This window comes from Microbacterium sp. MEJ108Y (assembly GCF_000834175.1).
In the GTDB taxonomy this organism is placed as follows: Bacteria; Actinomycetota; Actinomycetes; order Actinomycetales; family Microbacteriaceae; genus Microbacterium; species Microbacterium forte.
In genome coordinates, this window is record NZ_JXQX01000002.1 from 124,265 (window position 1) to 140,660 (window position 16,396).

Annotated in this window: 19 protein-coding genes and 2 tRNA genes; 10 read left to right on the plus strand and 11 right to left on the minus strand. The window is 66.6% G+C overall.

Annotation, left to right across the window (positions count from 1 at the left end; all coding sequences use genetic code 11):
• Nucleotides 1–15 precede the first annotated feature (15 nt).
• From RU09_RS01210 to RU09_RS18820, 4 genes are all read right to left on the minus strand, one after another.
• Complete coding sequence (locus RU09_RS01210; RefSeq protein WP_042536723.1) at nucleotides 16–504, minus strand: acyl-CoA thioesterase; 489 nt, start codon at nucleotides 502–504, stop codon at nucleotides 16–18.
• A 6-nt stretch (nucleotides 505–510) separates the two neighbouring features.
• Nucleotides 511–2,190 carry an energy-dependent translational throttle protein EttA gene (ettA, locus tag RU09_RS01215; RefSeq protein WP_042536724.1) on the minus strand — a complete coding sequence of 560 codons (1,680 nt, stop codon included), beginning with the start codon at nucleotides 2,188–2,190 and terminating at the stop codon, nucleotides 511–513.
• A 136-nt stretch (nucleotides 2,191–2,326) separates the two neighbouring features.
• Complete coding sequence (locus RU09_RS18650) at nucleotides 2,327–2,824, minus strand: DUF6993 domain-containing protein (RefSeq protein ID WP_042536725.1); 498 nt, start codon at nucleotides 2,822–2,824, stop codon at nucleotides 2,327–2,329.
• An 85-nt stretch (nucleotides 2,825–2,909) separates the two neighbouring features.
• The gene (locus RU09_RS18820; RefSeq protein WP_079112765.1) at nucleotides 2,910–3,452 is read right to left on the minus strand and encodes a single-stranded DNA-binding protein; all 543 of its coding nucleotides are present in this window, start codon (nucleotides 3,450–3,452) and stop codon (nucleotides 2,910–2,912) included.
• Nucleotides 3,453–3,656: 204 nt separating this feature from the next.
• On the opposite strand from RU09_RS18820, the gene RU09_RS01235 reads away from it, so the two are divergent.
• A complete protein-coding gene (locus RU09_RS01235; protein ID WP_052492803.1) occupies nucleotides 3,657–3,926 on the plus strand; it encodes a hypothetical protein in 270 nt (89 codons plus the stop codon).
• Nucleotides 3,927–3,949: 23 nt separating this feature from the next.
• Here the strand turns inward: RU09_RS01235 and RU09_RS01240 are convergent.
• Nucleotides 3,950–4,022, minus strand: a tRNA-Arg gene (locus RU09_RS01240).
• Between the two features lie 59 nt (nucleotides 4,023–4,081).
• On the opposite strand from RU09_RS01240, the gene orn reads away from it, so the two are divergent.
• The 6 genes from orn to RU09_RS01270 all read left to right on the plus strand — a co-directional run bounded on the left by orn (nucleotide 4,082) and on the right by RU09_RS01270 (nucleotide 6,727).
• Nucleotides 4,082–4,708, plus strand: coding sequence for an oligoribonuclease (orn, locus tag RU09_RS01245; RefSeq protein WP_042536728.1), 627 nt, complete (start codon nucleotides 4,082–4,084; stop codon nucleotides 4,706–4,708).
• A gap of 36 nt (nucleotides 4,709–4,744) precedes the next feature.
• Nucleotides 4,745–4,820: transfer RNA gene (locus RU09_RS01250), tRNA-His, on the plus strand.
• Nucleotides 4,821–4,935: 115 nt separating this feature from the next.
• Nucleotides 4,936–5,565: a LysE family transporter gene (locus RU09_RS01255; protein ID WP_042536730.1), complete on the plus strand. Its 630-nt coding sequence runs from the start codon at nucleotides 4,936–4,938 to the stop codon at nucleotides 5,563–5,565.
• A gap of 36 nt (nucleotides 5,566–5,601) precedes the next feature.
• Entirely contained in the window at nucleotides 5,602–5,949 is a 348-nt protein-coding gene (locus tag RU09_RS01260; RefSeq protein WP_042536732.1) for a metallopeptidase family protein, read from the plus strand.
• The gene (clpS, locus tag RU09_RS01265) at nucleotides 5,946–6,239 is read left to right on the plus strand and encodes an ATP-dependent Clp protease adapter ClpS (RefSeq protein WP_042536733.1); all 294 of its coding nucleotides are present in this window, start codon (nucleotides 5,946–5,948) and stop codon (nucleotides 6,237–6,239) included. The genes RU09_RS01260 and clpS overlap by 4 nt, the downstream gene beginning before the upstream one ends.
• Entirely contained in the window at nucleotides 6,236–6,727 is a 492-nt protein-coding gene (locus tag RU09_RS01270) for a DUF2017 family protein (protein WP_042536734.1), read from the plus strand. The genes clpS and RU09_RS01270 overlap by 4 nt, the downstream gene beginning before the upstream one ends.
• Before the next feature lie 3 nt (nucleotides 6,728–6,730).
• Here the strand turns inward: RU09_RS01270 and RU09_RS01275 are convergent, their stop codons facing one another.
• The 6 genes from RU09_RS01275 to gatC are packed head-to-tail and all read right to left on the minus strand — an operon-like array spanning nucleotide 6,731 to nucleotide 12,282.
• Nucleotides 6,731–7,312 (minus strand): aminobenzoate synthetase, encoded by a 582-nt coding sequence (locus RU09_RS01275; RefSeq protein ID WP_042536736.1) that lies wholly within the window; start codon nucleotides 7,310–7,312, stop codon nucleotides 6,731–6,733.
• Nucleotides 7,296–7,613: a hypothetical protein gene (locus tag RU09_RS01280; protein ID WP_042536738.1), complete on the minus strand. Its 318-nt coding sequence runs from the start codon at nucleotides 7,611–7,613 to the stop codon at nucleotides 7,296–7,298. The genes RU09_RS01275 and RU09_RS01280 overlap by 17 nt, the downstream gene beginning before the upstream one ends.
• A gap of 37 nt (nucleotides 7,614–7,650) precedes the next feature.
• Nucleotides 7,651–8,907, minus strand: a complete 1,257-nt coding sequence (dinB, locus tag RU09_RS01285; RefSeq protein ID WP_042536740.1) for a DNA polymerase IV — start codon at nucleotides 8,905–8,907, stop codon at nucleotides 7,651–7,653.
• Between the two features lie 47 nt (nucleotides 8,908–8,954).
• Complete coding sequence (gene gatB, locus RU09_RS01290) at nucleotides 8,955–10,469, minus strand: Asp-tRNA(Asn)/Glu-tRNA(Gln) amidotransferase subunit GatB (protein ID WP_042536741.1); 1,515 nt, start codon at nucleotides 10,467–10,469, stop codon at nucleotides 8,955–8,957.
• Nucleotides 10,469–11,986 carry an Asp-tRNA(Asn)/Glu-tRNA(Gln) amidotransferase subunit GatA gene (gene gatA, locus RU09_RS01295; RefSeq protein WP_042536742.1) on the minus strand — a complete coding sequence of 506 codons (1,518 nt, stop codon included), beginning with the start codon at nucleotides 11,984–11,986 and terminating at the stop codon, nucleotides 10,469–10,471. The genes gatB and gatA overlap by 1 nt, the downstream gene beginning before the upstream one ends.
• The gene (gatC, locus tag RU09_RS01300) at nucleotides 11,983–12,282 is read right to left on the minus strand and encodes an Asp-tRNA(Asn)/Glu-tRNA(Gln) amidotransferase subunit GatC (RefSeq protein ID WP_042536743.1); all 300 of its coding nucleotides are present in this window, start codon (nucleotides 12,280–12,282) and stop codon (nucleotides 11,983–11,985) included. Before gatC ends, gatA begins: the two co-directional genes overlap by 4 nt.
• A gap of 68 nt (nucleotides 12,283–12,350) precedes the next feature.
• On the opposite strand from gatC, the gene RU09_RS01305 reads away from it, so the two are divergent.
• From RU09_RS01305 to RU09_RS01315, 3 genes are read left to right on the plus strand one after another with little or no spacing between them, the layout of a single operon-like run.
• A complete protein-coding gene (locus RU09_RS01305) occupies nucleotides 12,351–14,051 on the plus strand; it encodes a long-chain-fatty-acid--CoA ligase (RefSeq protein WP_042536744.1) in 1,701 nt (566 codons plus the stop codon).
• Nucleotides 14,052–14,098: 47 nt separating this feature from the next.
• Nucleotides 14,099–15,934, plus strand: coding sequence for a DEAD/DEAH box helicase (locus RU09_RS01310; protein WP_228385696.1), 1,836 nt, complete (start codon nucleotides 14,099–14,101; stop codon nucleotides 15,932–15,934).
• Between the two features lie 55 nt (nucleotides 15,935–15,989).
• Complete coding sequence (locus tag RU09_RS01315; RefSeq protein ID WP_194286028.1) at nucleotides 15,990–16,394, plus strand: GNAT family N-acetyltransferase; 405 nt, start codon at nucleotides 15,990–15,992, stop codon at nucleotides 16,392–16,394.
• The last annotated feature ends 2 nt before the right edge of the window (nucleotides 16,395–16,396 follow it).

Here is a 16,396-nt window from a genome sequence, read left to right on the forward strand (position 1 = left end):
GCCGCGCCTTTCGGCTCAGCGGTGGGTGTACTCGATGGAGGGGCCGACGTACGGCTCCCACGCGTCGCGCATCTCCTGCGTGAGCCGTGTGGGACGGCCCGACTTGGCGTCGACGAGCACGATGATCGCGGTCGACCGCGCATAGATCGTGCGGGGCTCGGCTGCGGGGTCGTTGTGCACCTCGTAGCAGACCTCGACGCTGGAGCCGCCGAGCTTGCCGAACCACATCTGCACTTCGAGAGGTCGACGCTGGTACGGCACCGGAGCGAGGTACTCGATCTCCTGCCGCGCGATGAGCGTCAGCGTGCCCTCGTCGATGCCTGAATCGAGCACAGCGGTCGATGGTGCCTGCTCACCGGGACCCGCACGCCAGAACGCGCGTACGCGCGCCTCCTCGAGGAGCTTCAGCATCGAGGTGTTGTTGACGTGATTGAATGCGTCCAGATCGCCCCAGCGGAGGTGGATCGGGATGTGCAGCCGGGGCCCCGGTGTCAGGTCGGACATCGGCGATCAGTCGCGCGTGAGCTTGCGGTGCGTCGACCGGTGCGGCTTGGCCGCGTCGGCGCCGAGGCGCTGGACCTTGTTCTCCTCGTAGGACTCGAAGTTGCCCTCGAACCAGTACCACTGAGCGGGCTTCTCGTCGGTGCCCTCGTACGCGAGGATGTGGGTCGCGATGCGGTCGAGGAACCACCGGTCGTGAGTGATGACCACTGCGCAGCCGGGGAACTCGAGAAGCGCGTTCTCGAGAGAACTCAACGTCTCGACGTCCAGGTCGTTGGTCGGCTCGTCGAGCAGGAGAAGGTTGCCGCCCTCCTTGAGCGTGAGGGCCAGGTTCAGACGGTTGCGCTCGCCACCGGAGAGCACGCCTGCCTTCTTCTGCTGGTCCGGGCCCTTGAAACCGAACTTCGAGACGTACGCGCGTGAGGGGATCTCCGTCTTGCCCACCGTGATGACGTCGAGACCGTCGGACACGACCTCCCACAGCGTCTTGTCGGGGTCGATGTTCGAGCGCGACTGGTCGACGTAGCTGATCTTGACCGTCTCGCCGATCTTGAGGTCTCCGCCGTCGAGCGGCTCCAGGCCGACGATCGTCTTGAACAGGGTCGTCTTACCGACACCGTTGGGGCCGATCACACCGACGATGCCGTTCGGCGGCAGGTTGAAGCTGAGCCCATCGATGAGCACCCGGCCGTCGAAGCCCTTCTGGAGCTTCTTCGCATCGATCACGATGCTTCCGAGACGCGGTCCCGCAGGAATCGAGATCTCCTCGAAGTCCAGCTTCCTCGTGCGTTCGGCCTCTGTCGCCATCTCCTCGTACCGCGCGAGTCGCGCCTTCGACTTCGTCTGACGGCCCTTTGCGCTGGACCTGACCCACTCCAGCTCCTCCTTGAGGCGCTTGGCGAGCTTCGCGTCCTTCTTGCCCTGGACCTCGAGGCGTTCGCCCTTCTTCTCCAGGTAGGTCGAGTAGTTGCCCTCGTAGCCGATCAGGCGGCCACGGTCGACCTCGGCGATCCATTCGGCGACGTGGTCGAGGAAGTACCGGTCGTGAGTGATGGCGATGACCGCGCCCTTGTATGCCTGAAGGTGCTGCTCGAGCCACAGCACACTTTCCGCGTCGAGGTGGTTGGTCGGCTCGTCGAGCAGGAGCAGATCGGGCTTCTGCAGGAGCAGCTTCGCGAGTGCGACGCGTCGCTTCTCACCTCCGGAGAGCGGAGCGATCGCCGCGTCTCCGGGAGGCGTGCGCAGGGCGTCCATGGCCTGTTCGAGCTGCGAATCGAGGTCCCAGCCGTCCGCCGCGTCGATCTCCTCCTGCAGGGTTCCCATCTCGGAGAGCAGGGAGTCGAAGTCGGCATCGGGATCTGCCATCAGCATGGAGATCTCGTTGAACCGATCGACCTTCGCCTTGATGGCGATGCCGTCCTGGATGTTCTCGATCACCGTCTTGGTCTCGTCGAGCTCCGGCTCCTGCATCAGGATTCCGACCGAGAAACCGGGAGACAGCTTCGCCTCGCCGTTCGACGGCGTGTCCATGCCGGCCATGATCTTGAGGATCGTCGACTTACCGGCGCCGTTGGGACCCACCATGCCGATCTTGGCACCGGGGAGGAACGCCATCGTGACGTCATCGAGGATGAGCTTCTCACCCACCGCCTTACGTGCACGAACCATCGAGTAGATGTACTCAGCCACCGAAAACCGCTCCTTCTGTTGGCGTCGAAGATCGACACTCCAGCCTACCGGCGATCTCGGGGGCCGCTACCGAAGCCGGATGCCAGCTCCACGACGCGGTTGCGCGCGGTGCCGCACGTGCCACGCACGTGGCGGGTTACCAGTCGATCGCTCGCGTCGTCCCGACGAGACAACGTCCCTCGGCCAGTTGCGGCATGACGACCGTGACGGGCTCGCCCGTCGACGGGCCCACCTGCCCTATGAGGCACTCCGTGTCTCCCCACCGCACGGCGAACATGAGGCTCTCCACCGGGTTGCCGACGGTCGAGACGTCCTGTGTGACCTGCATGGCTGCGCGGTCGAACCCGGCGGCGATCAGGGCGTCGATGTAGGCACGACCCGACACCTTCTGGTCTGACGCCCACACCGCGGCGGTCACGGCCGCGAAGAGCGGCAGGTTGTCATCGGCGGTGCCGTCCGGAACGTACGCGGAACCCGAAGGAGACGCCGACGGACTGGGGCTCACTCCGGCATCCGTCGGCTTCGGTGTGGGCGTTGCGGGCGCACCGCATGAGGTCAGCAGCAGCGCCAGCGTCGTGGCGACGCCGGTCGCGATCGCCGCACGCGATGCGGAGGAGTCCGGTCGTCGAAGCACGAACTGAGTCTAAGGGCGTCCTCCCCCGCAGCGCCCGAGCGCGCTCACGGCTGCCATGTGCGCCGGCGTCGATCGGCCAGGAATCTCAGAGCGTGCTCGCCCCTGCGGCAGCAGAATCCGCGAGGCCGTCTTCGGTGCCCAAGAGCGCGCCGTCCTTCGCCGCCCACGACGTGTCGATGTCCGGACCGTCACCACGCGAGTGCGCAGGCTGCTCGGGGTCATCGTGCGGATCCGATGTCGCAGCGGTTCTGGATGGGGCATCGACCCCCGATCGCGCGCTGCGGCGATACGCCGTCGTCCCCCATCGGAGATCGTGGCCGATCGCATCGGCGTCGATGTCGACGCTCGTGCCCTGCTTGCCGTTGTTCTCCCAGGCGCGAATCTTCATCCTCCCCGTGACGATCACGCTGTCACCGGACCGCAGAGAGGCCTTCGCATGTTCGCCCAGCTGACGGAAAGCCGCGACCGAGTACCAGTTCGTCGTCACATCGACCCACGTCTGGGTCGCATCATCGAATCGTCGGTGCGTGCTCGCGAGTCGGAAGTTCGTGACGGGAACTCCACCTGTCGTTCGCCCCTGAGTGGGATCGGTGGCGACGTTGCCGACGATGGTCACTGTGTCATGCATGTTCTCTCCTCTGTGCCCGGAGCGTGCGTCCGGATCACTTCAGAGTGCGTCCTCTCTCCACCTCGCCGATGCCGAGAACACGGGCATCCTGAACAACTCGGAGCGGCGCGCGAATGTGCAGAACCACTCCGTCGCCGGCAGTCGTCACGTCTGGCCAGCAATGTCGGTGGTCGGTCATACGTTCGAATCATGAAAGGAGATTCGATGTCTGCAACCCTGATCACGTCCACGCCCGAGGTTCCCTACGCGACACCGCAGCTGTCGACCAAGAAGGAGCATCTCGTGCGCGCGTCAGCCCACCTGTGGCGGGTTCACGACGCGCGAGAGAGGGTCCTCGGGCACCTGCGCCTCATCCCGGATCCACTCGGGGTTCGCTACCGGGCGGAGCGCCTGCACCTCGCCACGGCGTCGTTCCGACTCGTCGGCGACTTCTGGAGCGCGGATGACGCGGTCGCCGCTCTCCGCAACGGATGAGCACTGCCCGGCTCAGGCGATCGTGCCCCCGGCAGGATTCGAACCTGCGACCAAGAGATTAGAAGGCTCCTGCTCTATCCCCTGAGCTACGGAGGCGCACACATCTACCGTACCGCGCCAGACTCGGATGTCGGAGCCGTCGATAGGATGGCGAAATGGTATCTGCCTCAGAGAATGACCGCCTCGTATGGATCGATTGTGAGATGACCGGTCTCGATCTGGCCGTCGACGAACTCGTCGAGATCGCCGTCGTCGTCACTGATTTCGAGCTCCGTCCGGTGGACCCCGGCTTCCAGGTCGTCATCCGCCCGAGCGACGCGGCACTCGAGAACATGAATGACTTCGTGACGAAGATGCACGAGACGTCGGGGTTGATCAACGAGATCCCCCACGGCGTATCGCTGGCCGAGGCCGAAGCGCAGACCCTCGCCTACATCAAGCGGTTCGCTCCGGTCGAGCGCAAGGCTCCTCTCGCCGGCAACACCATCGGCACAGACCGGATGTTCCTGGCCAAGTACATGAGTCAGGTCGATCAGTGGCTCCACTATCGCAACGTCGATGTCTCGAGCATCAAAGAGCTCTCGCGGCGGTGGTACCCGCGGGTGTTCTTCCAGGCGCCGGCGAAAGACGGCGGACACCGCGCCCTCGCCGACATCCTCGAGTCCATCCGCGAGCTGCGGTACTACCGCGAGGCGGTCTTCGTCGATGAACCGGGGCCCTCGAGTGACGATGCTCGCGACATCGCCGCACGCACGGTGTCAGAGTTCACTCCGAACATGTAATAGACTCGTCTGGTTGCCGATCGCGATCGGCACATGGTGGGTATAGCTCAGCTGGTAGAGCGCTGGCTTGTGGTGCCGGATGTCGCGGGTTCGAGTCCCGTTACTCACCCCACTCTGAGAAGGTCCGAGTCGAAAGGCTCGGACCTTCTCTGCGTCACGAAGCGCTTCCTGCTCCGGGCCCGAACCACGGTGATCGACGCACGGTGAGGCCCCCGTAGGATTGCGGGGTGTCGCTCGCCGTGTGGTTCTCACTTCTGACCGCCTGCGTGGTTATCAGCTTCACGCCGGGGGCCGGCGCCATCAACACGATGTCGAACGCCCTGAGCCAGGGCTGGCGCCGTTCGATCTGGGGAATCCTCGGGCAGCAGCTCGCTCTCATCGTTCATGTCGTGATCATCGCGGCGGGCCTCGGACTCGTCGTGTCGCAGTCTGAGGTGCTGTTCAACGTGATCCGATACGCCGGCGCGGCATACCTGGTCTTCCTCGGCATACGTCTGATCCTCACCAAGCCGAAGCTTCCTGCCGCTGACGAGGGGACCACGGTCAACCTCTACGAGGGCCACTGGTCGATGATCAGACGCGGGTTCTGGGTGAATCTCCTCAACCCGAAGGCGATCGTGTTCTTCCTCGCGTTCATCCCGCAGTTCATCCGCCTCGATCAGCAACAGCTCCCTCAATACCTCACTCTCATCGTCACGGTCATCATCGTCGACATCGTGGTGATGTGGGGGTTCTTCGCCACCGCGGCTCGGCCTTTCCGAAGGCTCACACGATCAGCGCGCGGACAGCGGACGCTCAACAGCGTCTTCGGCTTCCTCTTCATCGCCGTCGCCGGTCTCCTCGTCTTCCTCCACTGACGCTTCGCTCCCCCGCCCGGCAATAGGCTGGACCTGATGGAAATGGATGCTGCGGACTTCGAAGAACTCGTGATCGACGAGCTCGATCGGCTGCCCGACGAGATGGTCGACGGGCTGGAGAACGTGGTGTTCGTCGTCGAGGATCGGCCGGAGGACGGAAGCCTGGACCTGCTCGGGCTCTACGACGGGCTGGCCCTGACCGAGCGCACGCAGTACGGCGCCGGCGAGCTCCCCGACCGGATCGTCGTCTACCGCGAGCCGCATCTGGCAGCGTGCGAGACGGACGACGAACTGCGCGACGAGGTGCACACGACCCTGGTGCACGAGATCGCGCACTTCTACGGCATCGACGACGAGCAGCTCCACACGCTGGGGTGGGCATGAGCCCCCTCGCCACGCCCGACGTCGAAGAGTCGGTCGATCTCTCGGCAGCTCCGCTCGAACCATGGGAGGTCGTCGTGTGGAACGACCCTGTCAACCTGATGAGCTACGTCGTGCGAGTCTTCCGCACCTACTTCGGCTACTCGCTGGAGCGCGCGACGGTGCTCATGCGACAGGTGCACCACGACGGCCAGGCGATCGTCGCGACAGGGCCGCGAGAGACGATGGAGGTGCACGCGCAGGCGATGCACGACTACGGCCTGTGGGCGACCGTCCGAAAGGCCAAAGGATGAGCGAGCCGATGGTGCGGATACGTATGGCTCGGGTCGAGGGCGCGCAGCTCGCGCAGCTGGTCGACGACTTCCGCGATCTCGTGGGAGCGACCCGCGACGTCGAGGATCCCGCGATCGGCCGCCTGGTTCCCGATGCCTACCCCGAGGACGAGGAGTCGTCTCGCGCGTTCCGGGATGCGACGCGAGAAGACCTGCTCGACCGACGCGCTCTGGACGCGGACATCGTCCGCACCGCACTCGCAGGCATGCGCGGTGACCTCGCCGAGATGTCACACAGCGAGGCCTTCGCGGAGCACGACCTCGACATACCTCCGTCCGACATCGACGCATGGCTGCGCACGCTCACCGCATTGCGCCTCGTGATCGCGGAGCGCCTCGGCATCGAGAGCGACGATGACCATGACCCCGACGACCCGCGGTTCGGCGTCTACGACTGGCTGGGGTACCGCCTCGAACTCACGATCGACGCGGCCGACGAGCTCCTCTGAGACCTACGGCACCTCGATGACCCTGGTCGCGAGCGCACGCGGATCGTCACGCACGATGTGATCGCTTTCCTGCTGCGCCCAGCGATCCCAGTGCGGACGATAGGTATCGCCATCGCGCGCCAGCGCTCGGGCCTTGCGACCGACCTCCGCGGACTCGACCCAGACCCGCACATCCGCAATCGCCGCCGTGTCGGGCGTGAGTATCCCGCTCCCTTCGATCAGCACCCCGAGCGCCGGGTCGACCGCGTGAATCTCGGCCTCGCTGCCGCTCCCCCAGTCCCATCGTCGCCACTCGCCCAGATACCCTCGTCCGTGCGGGCGGAGGATGCCGTCCAGAGCGCGTTCGACTCCGTCTCTGAGCCCGTCCCAGCCCGGATAGATCGAATCCAGTGCGACGAGCTGCACCCGTCCTGCTATCGGCCAACGTTCGACGAGCATGCGCGCGAGGGTCGTCTTCCCCGCTCCGCTGCGACCGTCGATCAGGACGACCGGGTTCGCCGCCGCGAGCATGTGGATGTCGTCGACGATCAGGGCCGCAGCTCGCTCGAGGGCGTCAGCGACCGGGTCACTACTTCTTGAGGGCACGGATGATGCGAGAGAGAGCGCGTCCGGTCACCCAGATGAACGGCACAGCGACGACGAGCAGCGTCACGATGTTGGGCTCGAACCGGAGCCCCTCCTCGCGACGGACGTAGACGCCGACCGGGACCGACACGCCTCCGCCTCCGCCGCCCTCGGCACCGTCACCGCTTCCTCCGCCGAAGCCGGAGTAGGTGAACGCCACCGGAGTGATGCTCACGCCGTCGATATCCTGCGGCTCGCCGTACGCGCTCTTCACGCCGAACGAGGCAGCCTGCTGTCCGAGTTCCAGTGCAATGTTGGGCATGGCTCCACGCTAGCCCAGGAATCGGCCGTGGGAAGGGTCAATCGAGCCCGTGCGCCCTGGGATGTTGCGCAGCACCACGGCCGTCGCCCCGCCCGATGTGTCTCGCTCGCCTGATCGTGGCCGTGCCGAAACGTGCGACGGCATCGTCGACCGCGCCCTCGACGCGCCTCCAGTCCTCGTCGTCGTCCCAGAGGCCGAAGCCGCCGCCGCCGGCCGGCCGCAGCTTCTCAGCGCGCACTCCGACCAGACGCACGGGATCCCGTCGATCGATCTGGTCGAAAAGCGCTTGGGCGGCCTCTCCGATGCGCTGGCCCACCGCGGTGGGTTCCGGGAGCGTCTGCGAACGGCTGATGGTGCGGAAGTCGTCGAACCTGATCTTGATGGCGACCGTCGACGTCTCCCATTCCGCCTTCCGCAGGCGCGCTGCGACGCGGTCGGCGAGGCGCAGGAGCTCGGCTCTCAGGAAGGACCTGTCTGAGATGTCGGTGTCGAAGGTCTCCTCGTGCCCGACGCTCTTCTCGACGCGTTCCGTCTCGACTGCCCGGGGATCCTCGCCGCGAGCGAGCTCCGCGAGTCGCGCGCTGAGAGCCGGCCCCACGGCGCGGTCGAGCATCGCCGGAGACGAGGTGCGGATGTCGCGCACCGTGCGGATTCCGCGCCCCTCCAATGCCTCGGCCGCCTTCGGCCCCACACCCCACATGGCGCGCACCGGACGCGGGTCGAGGAAGTCCTGCGTGTCGGATGCCGAGACGACGAGCATCCCATCGGGCTTCGAGATCGTCGAGGCCATCTTCGCCACATGCTTCGTGGCTGCGACGCCGACACTGCAGGTGATGCCCACCTCATCTCTGACGCGCTGCCGAACGAGGTGCGCGATCTGTGCAGGGCTGCCCCAGAGCCGTCGGACGCCGCGCACGTCGAGGAAGGCCTCATCGACCGACAGCGGCTCGACCAACGGCGTGAACGACTCGAAGATCGCCATCACCTGACGTGAGACCGCCTGGTAGCGATGGAAGTGCGGAGGAACGACGCGCGCCGACGGGCACAAGCGCAGCGCCTGAGACACCGGCATCGCCGCACGCACGCCGTAGCGGCGCGCCTCGTAGGAGGCGCTGGACACCACCGATCGGCCGTCGGGTGACCCGATGATCAGCGGGAGACCGCGCAAGCTGGGATCATCGAGCACCTCGACACCGGCGTAGAACGCATCCATGTCGACGTGCAGGATGCTCGTGCCGGTGTCGTCGGCATCGGCTGACGAGACGATGCGCCCTCTGCCGTCACCGTGTCCCATGAGACCATTCTCCCCCGGACCTCAGACATGAGGTCCGGGGGATCCGATCACTGCGCAGCGCGCTCGAGAACGAGTTCGCGGACCCGGGCTGCGTCGGCCTGGCCCTTCATAGCCTTCATCACAGCGCCGATGACGGCGCCGGCTGCCTGGACCTTGCCGTCCTTGATCTTCGCGAGAACGTCGGGCTGAGCTGCCAGGGCCTCGTCGATCGCGGCGATCAGCGCTCCGTCATCCGAGACGACGGCGAGTCCGCGGCCGTCGACGACCTCCTGCGGCGTGCCCTCACCGGCGATGACTCCCTCGAGCACCTGGCGGGCCAGCTTGTCGGTGAGGGTCCCGGCGTCGACGAGCTTCTGCAGCGCCACGACGTTCTCAGGAGAGATCAGCTCCGTGGCATCCTTCTCCTGCGTGTTCGCGAGACGGCTGATCTCGCCCGTCCACCACTTGCGGGCCGTGGCAGGAGTCGCTCCGGCCGAGATCGTCGCCTCGACGACCTCCAACAGGCCGCCGTTCCGCACGTCCTGGAACTCCAGGTCGGTGAACCCCCACTCGCCCATCAGGCGGCGCCGACGCGCCACGGGCTGTTCGGGCAGCTGCGCTCGGAGCTCCTCGATCAGCTCGGCCGCAGGCTCCACCGGAACCAGGTCGGGCTCGGGGAAGTACCGGTAGTCATCGGCATCCGACTTGGGACGACCGGGCGAGGTCGTGCCCGTGTCCTCGTGCCAGTGCCGGGTCTCCTGAGTGATCGTGCCGCCGTCGGCGAGGATCTGCGCCTGACGCTGGATCTCGTAACGCACGGCGCGTTCGACCGACCGCATCGAGTTGACGTTCTTCGTCTCGGTGCGCGTGCCGAGCTTCTCCTGGCCGCGAGGGCGCAGCGAGATGTTGGCGTCGCAGCGGAGGTTGCCGCGCTCCAGGCGGGCTTCGGAGATCCCGAGGCTGCGGACGATGTCACGGATGGTCGCGACATAGGCCTTGGCGACCTCAGGGGCACGGTGCTCAGTGCCGAAGATGACCTTCGTGACGATCTCGACGAGCGGAACACCGGCGCGGTTGTAGTCGACCAGCGAGTACTCGGCACCCTGGATGCGTCCGGTGGATCCGCCCATGTGAGTGAGCTTGCCGGCGTCCTCCTCCATGTGCGCGCGCTCGATCGGGATCTGCACGATGGTTCCGTCTTCGAGCTCGACCTCGACCTCACCCTCGAACGCGATCGGCTCGTCGTACTGCGAGATCTGGTAGTTCTTGCCGAGGTCGGGGTAGAAGTAGTTCTTCCGCGCGAAGCGGCTCGACGGTGCGATCGAGCAGCCGAGTGCAAGACCGAGGCTGATCGATGAGCGAATCGCCGTCTCGTTCACGACGGGCAGCGATCCGGGTAGACCGAGGTCGACCGGGGCGATCAGCGTGTTCGGCGCAGCCGCGTGATAGGCCTCGTTCGCCGGGTTCGGCGCGTCCGAGAACATCTTCGTGTTGGTGTTGAGTTCGACGTGCACCTCGAATCCGAGAACGGGCTCGAACAGCTCGAGCGCTTTGTCGAAGTCCATGAGCTTGGCAGTGGCCATCAGCGGGTCCCTCCCACGAGCTGGGGTGCACGCGTGAGGAGCGGTGCTCCCCACGAATCGACGAGGAGCGTCTCGACCGCAGCGCCGACCTTGTAGAGTCGCGCGTCCTCCCTCGCCGGTGCGATGAACTGGATGCCGACGGGCAGTCCGTCTTCTGACGCGAGGCCGCTCGGGATCGAGATGCCCGGGACGCCGGCGAGGTTGACCGGGATCGTCGTGATGTCGTTGAGGTACATCTGCAGCGGATCGTCGATCTTCTCGCCGATCTTGAACGCGGTGGTCGGTGCCGACGGCGTCGCGATGATGTCCACCTCCGCGAAGGCGTTCGCGAAGTCCTGCTGGATGAGCGTGCGGACCTTCTGTGCACTGCCGTAGTAGGCGTCGTAGTACCCCGCCGACAGTGCGTACGTGCCGAGGATGATGCGTCGTTTGACCTCGTCGCCGAAGCCGGCGTCGCGCGTCGCGGACATGACGTCCTCGACGGTCGGGTTGCCATCAGGAGTCACACGGAGACCGAAGCGCACGGAGTCGAACTTCGCGAGGTTGCTGGATGCCTCGGCGGGGAGGATCAGATAGTACGCGGCGACGCCGTACTCGAAGTGGGGCGCTCCGATCTCGACGATCTCTGCACCCTGAGCCTCCATGAGCGCGAGAGCGCTGCGGAACGACTCGGCGACGCCCGGCTGGAACCCGCTGTCGGGCAATTCCCTGATGACGCCGACCCTGAGGCCTTTGAGCACATCTCCGCGCGCGCCCTCACGGGCGGCATCCGCGAACGAAGGCCACTCGTCGCGCAGCGATGTGGAGTCCTTCGGGTCGTGACCGCCGATCGCGTCATGCAGCAGACCTGCGTCGAGCACGGTGCGCGTCACCGGTCCGACCTGGTCGAGGCTGGAAGCGAGTGCGATCGCGCCGTAGCGGCTGACACCGCCGTAGGTGGGCTTGACGCCGACCGTGCCGGTCACATGCGCGGGCTGACGGATTGATCCACCGGTGTCTGAGCCGAGCGCCAGCGGAGCCTCGAAGGCGGCGACGGCCGCGGCCGATCCACCGCCGGAGCCACCGGGGATCCGATCGAGGTCCCACGGGTTGCGGGTGGGGCCGTATGCGGAATGCTCGGTGGACGACCCCATGGCGAACTCGTCCATGTTGGTCTTGCCGAGCGGGATCAGCCCTGCCGCGCGCGATCGAGCGACGACGGTGGCGTCGTACGGCGAGCGGTAGCCCTCGAGGATCCGCGAGCCGCTGGTGGTCGGCTGGTCGGTCGTGACAAGCACGTCCTTGATGGCGAGCGGCACACCGGCGATCGGGCCGAGCTCCTCGCCCGCAGCCCGCCTCGCGTCGACAGCTGCGGCGGCATCGAGCGCGCCCTCGTTCACGTGGAGGAAGGCATGGACGTCGCCGTCGACGGCGGCGATGCGGTCGAGGTGTGCGCGCGTCGCCTCGACGCTGGAGATCTCGCGGCTGGCGAGCTTGTCCGCAAGCTCGGCTGCGGTCATCCGGATGATGTCGCTCACTGTTCTTCTCCCAGGATCGCGGTGACGCGGAACCGGCCATCGGCCTGGTCCGGCGCGTTCTGGAGCACCTGTTCGTGCGTGAGCGTCTCGCCCACCACATCGGGACGGTAGACGTTGCTCAGCGGGATCGGGTGACTCGTCGCGGCGACGTCGGGGCTTGCGACCTCAGACACCTTCGCGATGTTGTCGACGATGGCATCGAGCTGGCCCGTCAGCCGGGTCACCTCGTCGTCGTTGAGCTGGATGCGCGCGAGCACGCCGAGATGGCGCACAAGATCAGGGGTGATTTCAGACACGTCCCAAGTCTAGTTGCCGTGCTCGTCGTCTCCCCGCAGACGGGCGGTGCCGGTCCTATGCTGGGCGGGTGAGCCCGTACCAGCCTCCCCGCCCGTGGATCGCCAGCTATGCGGAAGGCGTCCCCGACGACCTCGCCCCCGTCTCGGGATCGCTGGTCGACATCGTCGCGGCATCCGCTCGCGATTACCCCGACGCCCCTGCACTGCAGTTCTTCGGACGTGAGACGACCTATGCGCAACTGCAGGATGCGATCGACCGCGCCGCCGAGGGTCTGCGCGATCTCGGCGTGCGCGCAGGGGATCCGGTCGCGATCGTGCTGCCGAACTGCCCGCAGCACATCGTGGCGTTCTACGCCGTGCTCCGTCTGGGCGCCGTGGTCGTCGAGCACAACCCGCTCTACACGCCTCGCGAGCTCCGCAAGCAGTTCGAGGACCACGGCGCGAAGCACGCGATCGTCTGGAACAAGGTCGTATCGACGGTGCAGGAGTTCCCGGCCGATCTCGCGGTGACGAACCTCATCTCCGTGGACGTCACCCGGGCGATGCCCTTTCTGACCCGCGTGGCTCTGCGACTGCCTGTGGCGAAAGCGAGAGAGTCGCGCGCGGCGCTCACCGAGCGCGTCCGGGGAACCGTCGCCTGGGACTCGCTGGTGCAGTCGGCTCCGATCTCGGCGACGCACCCGAAGCCGGCCACCGGCGACCTCGCCATCATCCAGTACACGTCGGGCACCACGGGAACCCCCAAGGGTGCGGCGCTGACGCACGGGAACCTGCTCGCGAACGCCGCCCAGTCGCAGGCGTGGGTGCCGTCCATCCAGCGTGGCAAGGGCTGCGTCGTCTACGCGGTGCTGCCGATGTTCCACGCTTACGGCCTCACGCTGTGTCTGACGTTTGCGATGTCGATGGGAGCACGACTCGTGCTCTTCCCGAAGTTCGATCCGGACCTCGTGCTCGGTGTGATGAAGAAGCACCCGGCGACGTTCCTTCCGCTTGTGCCCCCGATCGCTGATCGACTGCTCGCAGCGGCGAACGCCGAGGGCGTGTCCCTCGACGGGATCGAGGTCGCGATCTCCGGCGCCATGGCGCTCCCTCACGAGCTGGTGGTGCCGTTCGAGGCTGCCACGAACGGCTTCCTCGTCGAGGGATACGGACTCAGCGAATGCTCCCCCGTTCTGATGGCGAATCCGGTCGCAGACAACCGCGTGCCCGGAACAGTGGGACTTCCGTTGCCCGGCACCGAATGCCGGGTGGTCGATCCCGACAACCCGACCGTCGATGTCGAACCCGGCGCAGCGGGCGAACTCCTCGTGCGCGGTCCACAGGTGTTCTCCGGGTACTACGGCAAGCCGGAGGAGACCGAGGCCGTCTTCGTCGACGGCTGGTTCCGCACCGGAGACATCGTGACGGTCGACGATGCGGGCTTCATCAGAATCGTCGACCGCATCAAGGAACTCATCATCACCGGCGGCTTCAATGTCGCACCGACGGAGGTGGAGAACGCACTGCGTCAGCACCCGCAGGTCGCCGACGCCGCGGTGGTCGGCCTGCCGAGCGATCACTCCGGCGAGGAGGTGGTCGCGGCGATCGTCATCGACTCCGGAACCGAGGTGGACGTCGAGGCGATCCGCGAGTATGCGCGCAGCATCCTCACCCCCTACAAGGTGCCCCGGCGCATCTTCGTCGTGGATGAGCTTCCGAAATCGTTGATCGGCAAGGTCCTGCGCCGGCAGGTCAGGGAGAAGCTCCTGGCGCTGACCTCCGGTGCCTGAGGGCGCCCTCACAGGCGCGGGAACCCGGGACGCGCTACCCTTGATCAGTGACCCCTGAAGACGCTGTGCCCACCGACGCCCCCGAGACCCCTGGATTCGAGGAGCTCGGCATCACCGGCCCCGTCCTCAAGGCGATCAAGGACCTCGGCTACGAGACCCCCTCCCCCATCCAGGCCGCGACGATCCCGACTCTCCTGTCGGGCCGCGACGTCGTCGGCATGGCGCAGACAGGAACGGGAAAGACCGCGGCCTTCGCGCTCCCCGTCCTGGAGCGCCTCGACGTCTCGCAGAAGACTCCGCAGGCGCTGGTGCTCGCTCCGACTCGCGAGCTCGCACTGCAGGTCTGCGAGGCCTTCGAGTCCTACGCCTCGAAGATGAAGGGTGTGCACATGCTGCCGGTCTACGGCGGCCAGGCCTACGGCGTGCAGCTCTCCGCGCTGCGCCGCGGCGTCCACGTGATCGTCGGAACGCCCGGCCGCATCATGGACCACCTCGCCAAGGGCACTCTCGACCTCTCGCAGCTGCAGTACCTGGTGCTCGACGAGGCCGACGAGATGCTCAAGATGGGCTTTGCGGAAGATGTCGAGCAGATCCTCGCTCAGACGCCCGTCGAGAAGCAGGTCGCACTGTTCTCCGCGACGATGCCCCCGCAGATCCGCCGCCTCGCGCAGAAGTACCTGCGCGATCCCGAAGAGATCAGCATCAAGTCGAAGACCGCAACGGGCACCAACATCACGCAGCGCTACCTCGTGGTGTCGTACGCGCAGAAGGTCGATGCGCTGACCCGCATCCTCGAGGTCGAGAACTTCGACGGCATGATCGTGTTCGTCCGCACCAAGAACGAGACCGAGACGCTCGCCGAGAAGCTGCGCGCCCGTGGATACTCGGCCGCTGCGATCAACGGCGATGTGGCGCAGGTGCAACGTGAGCGCAGCGTCAACCAGCTCAAGGACGGCAAGCTCGACATCCTCGTCGCGACGGACGTCGCCGCTCGAGGTCTCGACGTCGAGCGCATCAGCCACGTCATCAACTTCGACATCCCCACCGACACCGAGTCCTACGTGCACCGCATCGGCCGCACCGGACGCGCCGGTCGCAAGGGCGACGCGATCAGCTTCATCACCCCGCGCGAGCGTTACCTGCTCAAGTCGATCGAGAAGGCGACCCGCCAGCAGCCGACGCAGATGCAGCTGCCCAGCATGGACGACGTCAACACCACGCGTCTCGCGCGATTCGACGATGCGATCACGACCGCGCTCGGCGACAGCCCGCGGATCGAGAAGTTCCGTGACATCATCGCCCACTACGTGCGCAACCATGATGTGCCTGAAGCCGATGTGGCCGCTGCGCTCGCGGTCGTCGCGCAGGGCGACACTCCGCTGCTGCTCGACCCGTCGGATGACCCGCTGACGAAGGCCGTCGAGTTCGACAACCGTCCGCCGCGGGAACGCAACACCCGCGATCAGCGGGAGCCCCGCGAGCCTCGCGAGCGCCGTGGACGGGGCGACTACAAGCCCTACCGCATCGAGGTCGGTCGACGTCACCGGGTCGAGCCGCGTCAGATCGTCGGTGCGCTCGCGAACGAGGGCGGCCTCGGCCGTGACGATTTCGGCGCCATCAACATCCGGCCGGACTTCACGGTCGTCGAGCTTCCCGCCAACCTCGACTCCTCGGTGCTCGACAAGCTCAGGGACACCCGCATCTCTGGTCGACTGATCGAGATCAAGCCCGACCGTGGTCCGGCAGCCCGACGCAACGACGGCCCGCGCGACGCCGGCGCTCGAGGCGGCTTCGACCGCCCCCGCTACGACCGCGAGGACCGTCCGGCCCGCTCCGATGAGCGCGGCGAGAAGCCGTTCCGCAAGCCGCGGCACAAGGACTGATCGACCAATGCACATCGAGCGCGCAGGCCCCGAGGATGTTCGGGGCCTGGCGCGCTTGAAGTGGATTGACAGAGCCGGCGACGACGCCGACACCGCGGAGTTCGACTCGTTCGTGGACGCACTCGGGGCGTGGTGGGAAGCCCATCGGGCCACCCACTTCGCGTTCGTGGCCCTCACCGAGGACACGACGGTGGGTGCCGCATGGGTCGCGCTGCTCCCGCGCGTGCCCAGCCCTGGTGCGAACAACCGCCTCTCGGCAGACATCCAGAGCGTCTTCGTGATGCCCGAGCACCGTGGGGGCGGCGTGGGCGCCGCACTCGTCGACGCAGCTGCCACCCATGCGCACAGAGCCGGCGCCTCCAGGGTCACCGTGCACTCGAGCGAGCGCGCGGTTTCGGTCTATCAGCGGCTCGGGTTCACCGGATCTCCGAAGCTGCTCCAGCGGATCGCCGAGGCATAGTC

What these genes read in the sequence shown, in the direction of transcription:
- RU09_RS01210 (WP_042536723.1), bottom strand. Translation starts at nt 504, where the DNA reads ATGTCCGACCTGACACCGGGGCCCCGGCTGCACATCCCGATCCACCTC.
- RU09_RS18820 (WP_079112765.1), bottom strand. Translation starts at nt 3,452, where the DNA reads ATGCATGACACAGTGACCATCGTCGGCAACGTCGCCACCGATCCCACT.
- RU09_RS01235 (WP_052492803.1), top strand. Translation starts at nt 3,657, where the DNA reads ATGTCTGCAACCCTGATCACGTCCACGCCCGAGGTTCCCTACGCGACA.
- orn (WP_042536728.1), top strand. Translation starts at nt 4,082, where the DNA reads ATGGTATCTGCCTCAGAGAATGACCGCCTCGTATGGATCGATTGTGAG.
- RU09_RS01260 (WP_042536732.1), top strand. Translation starts at nt 5,602, where the DNA reads ATGGAAATGGATGCTGCGGACTTCGAAGAACTCGTGATCGACGAGCTC.
- clpS (WP_042536733.1), top strand. Translation starts at nt 5,946, where the DNA reads ATGAGCCCCCTCGCCACGCCCGACGTCGAAGAGTCGGTCGATCTCTCG.
- RU09_RS01270 (WP_042536734.1), top strand. Translation starts at nt 6,236, where the DNA reads ATGAGCGAGCCGATGGTGCGGATACGTATGGCTCGGGTCGAGGGCGCG.
- RU09_RS01280 (WP_042536738.1), bottom strand. Translation starts at nt 7,613, where the DNA reads ATGCCCAACATTGCACTGGAACTCGGACAGCAGGCTGCCTCGTTCGGC.
- dinB (WP_042536740.1), bottom strand. Translation starts at nt 8,907, where the DNA reads ATGGGACACGGTGACGGCAGAGGGCGCATCGTCTCGTCAGCCGATGCC.
- gatB (WP_042536741.1), bottom strand. Translation starts at nt 10,469, where the DNA reads ATGGCCACTGCCAAGCTCATGGACTTCGACAAAGCGCTCGAGCTGTTC.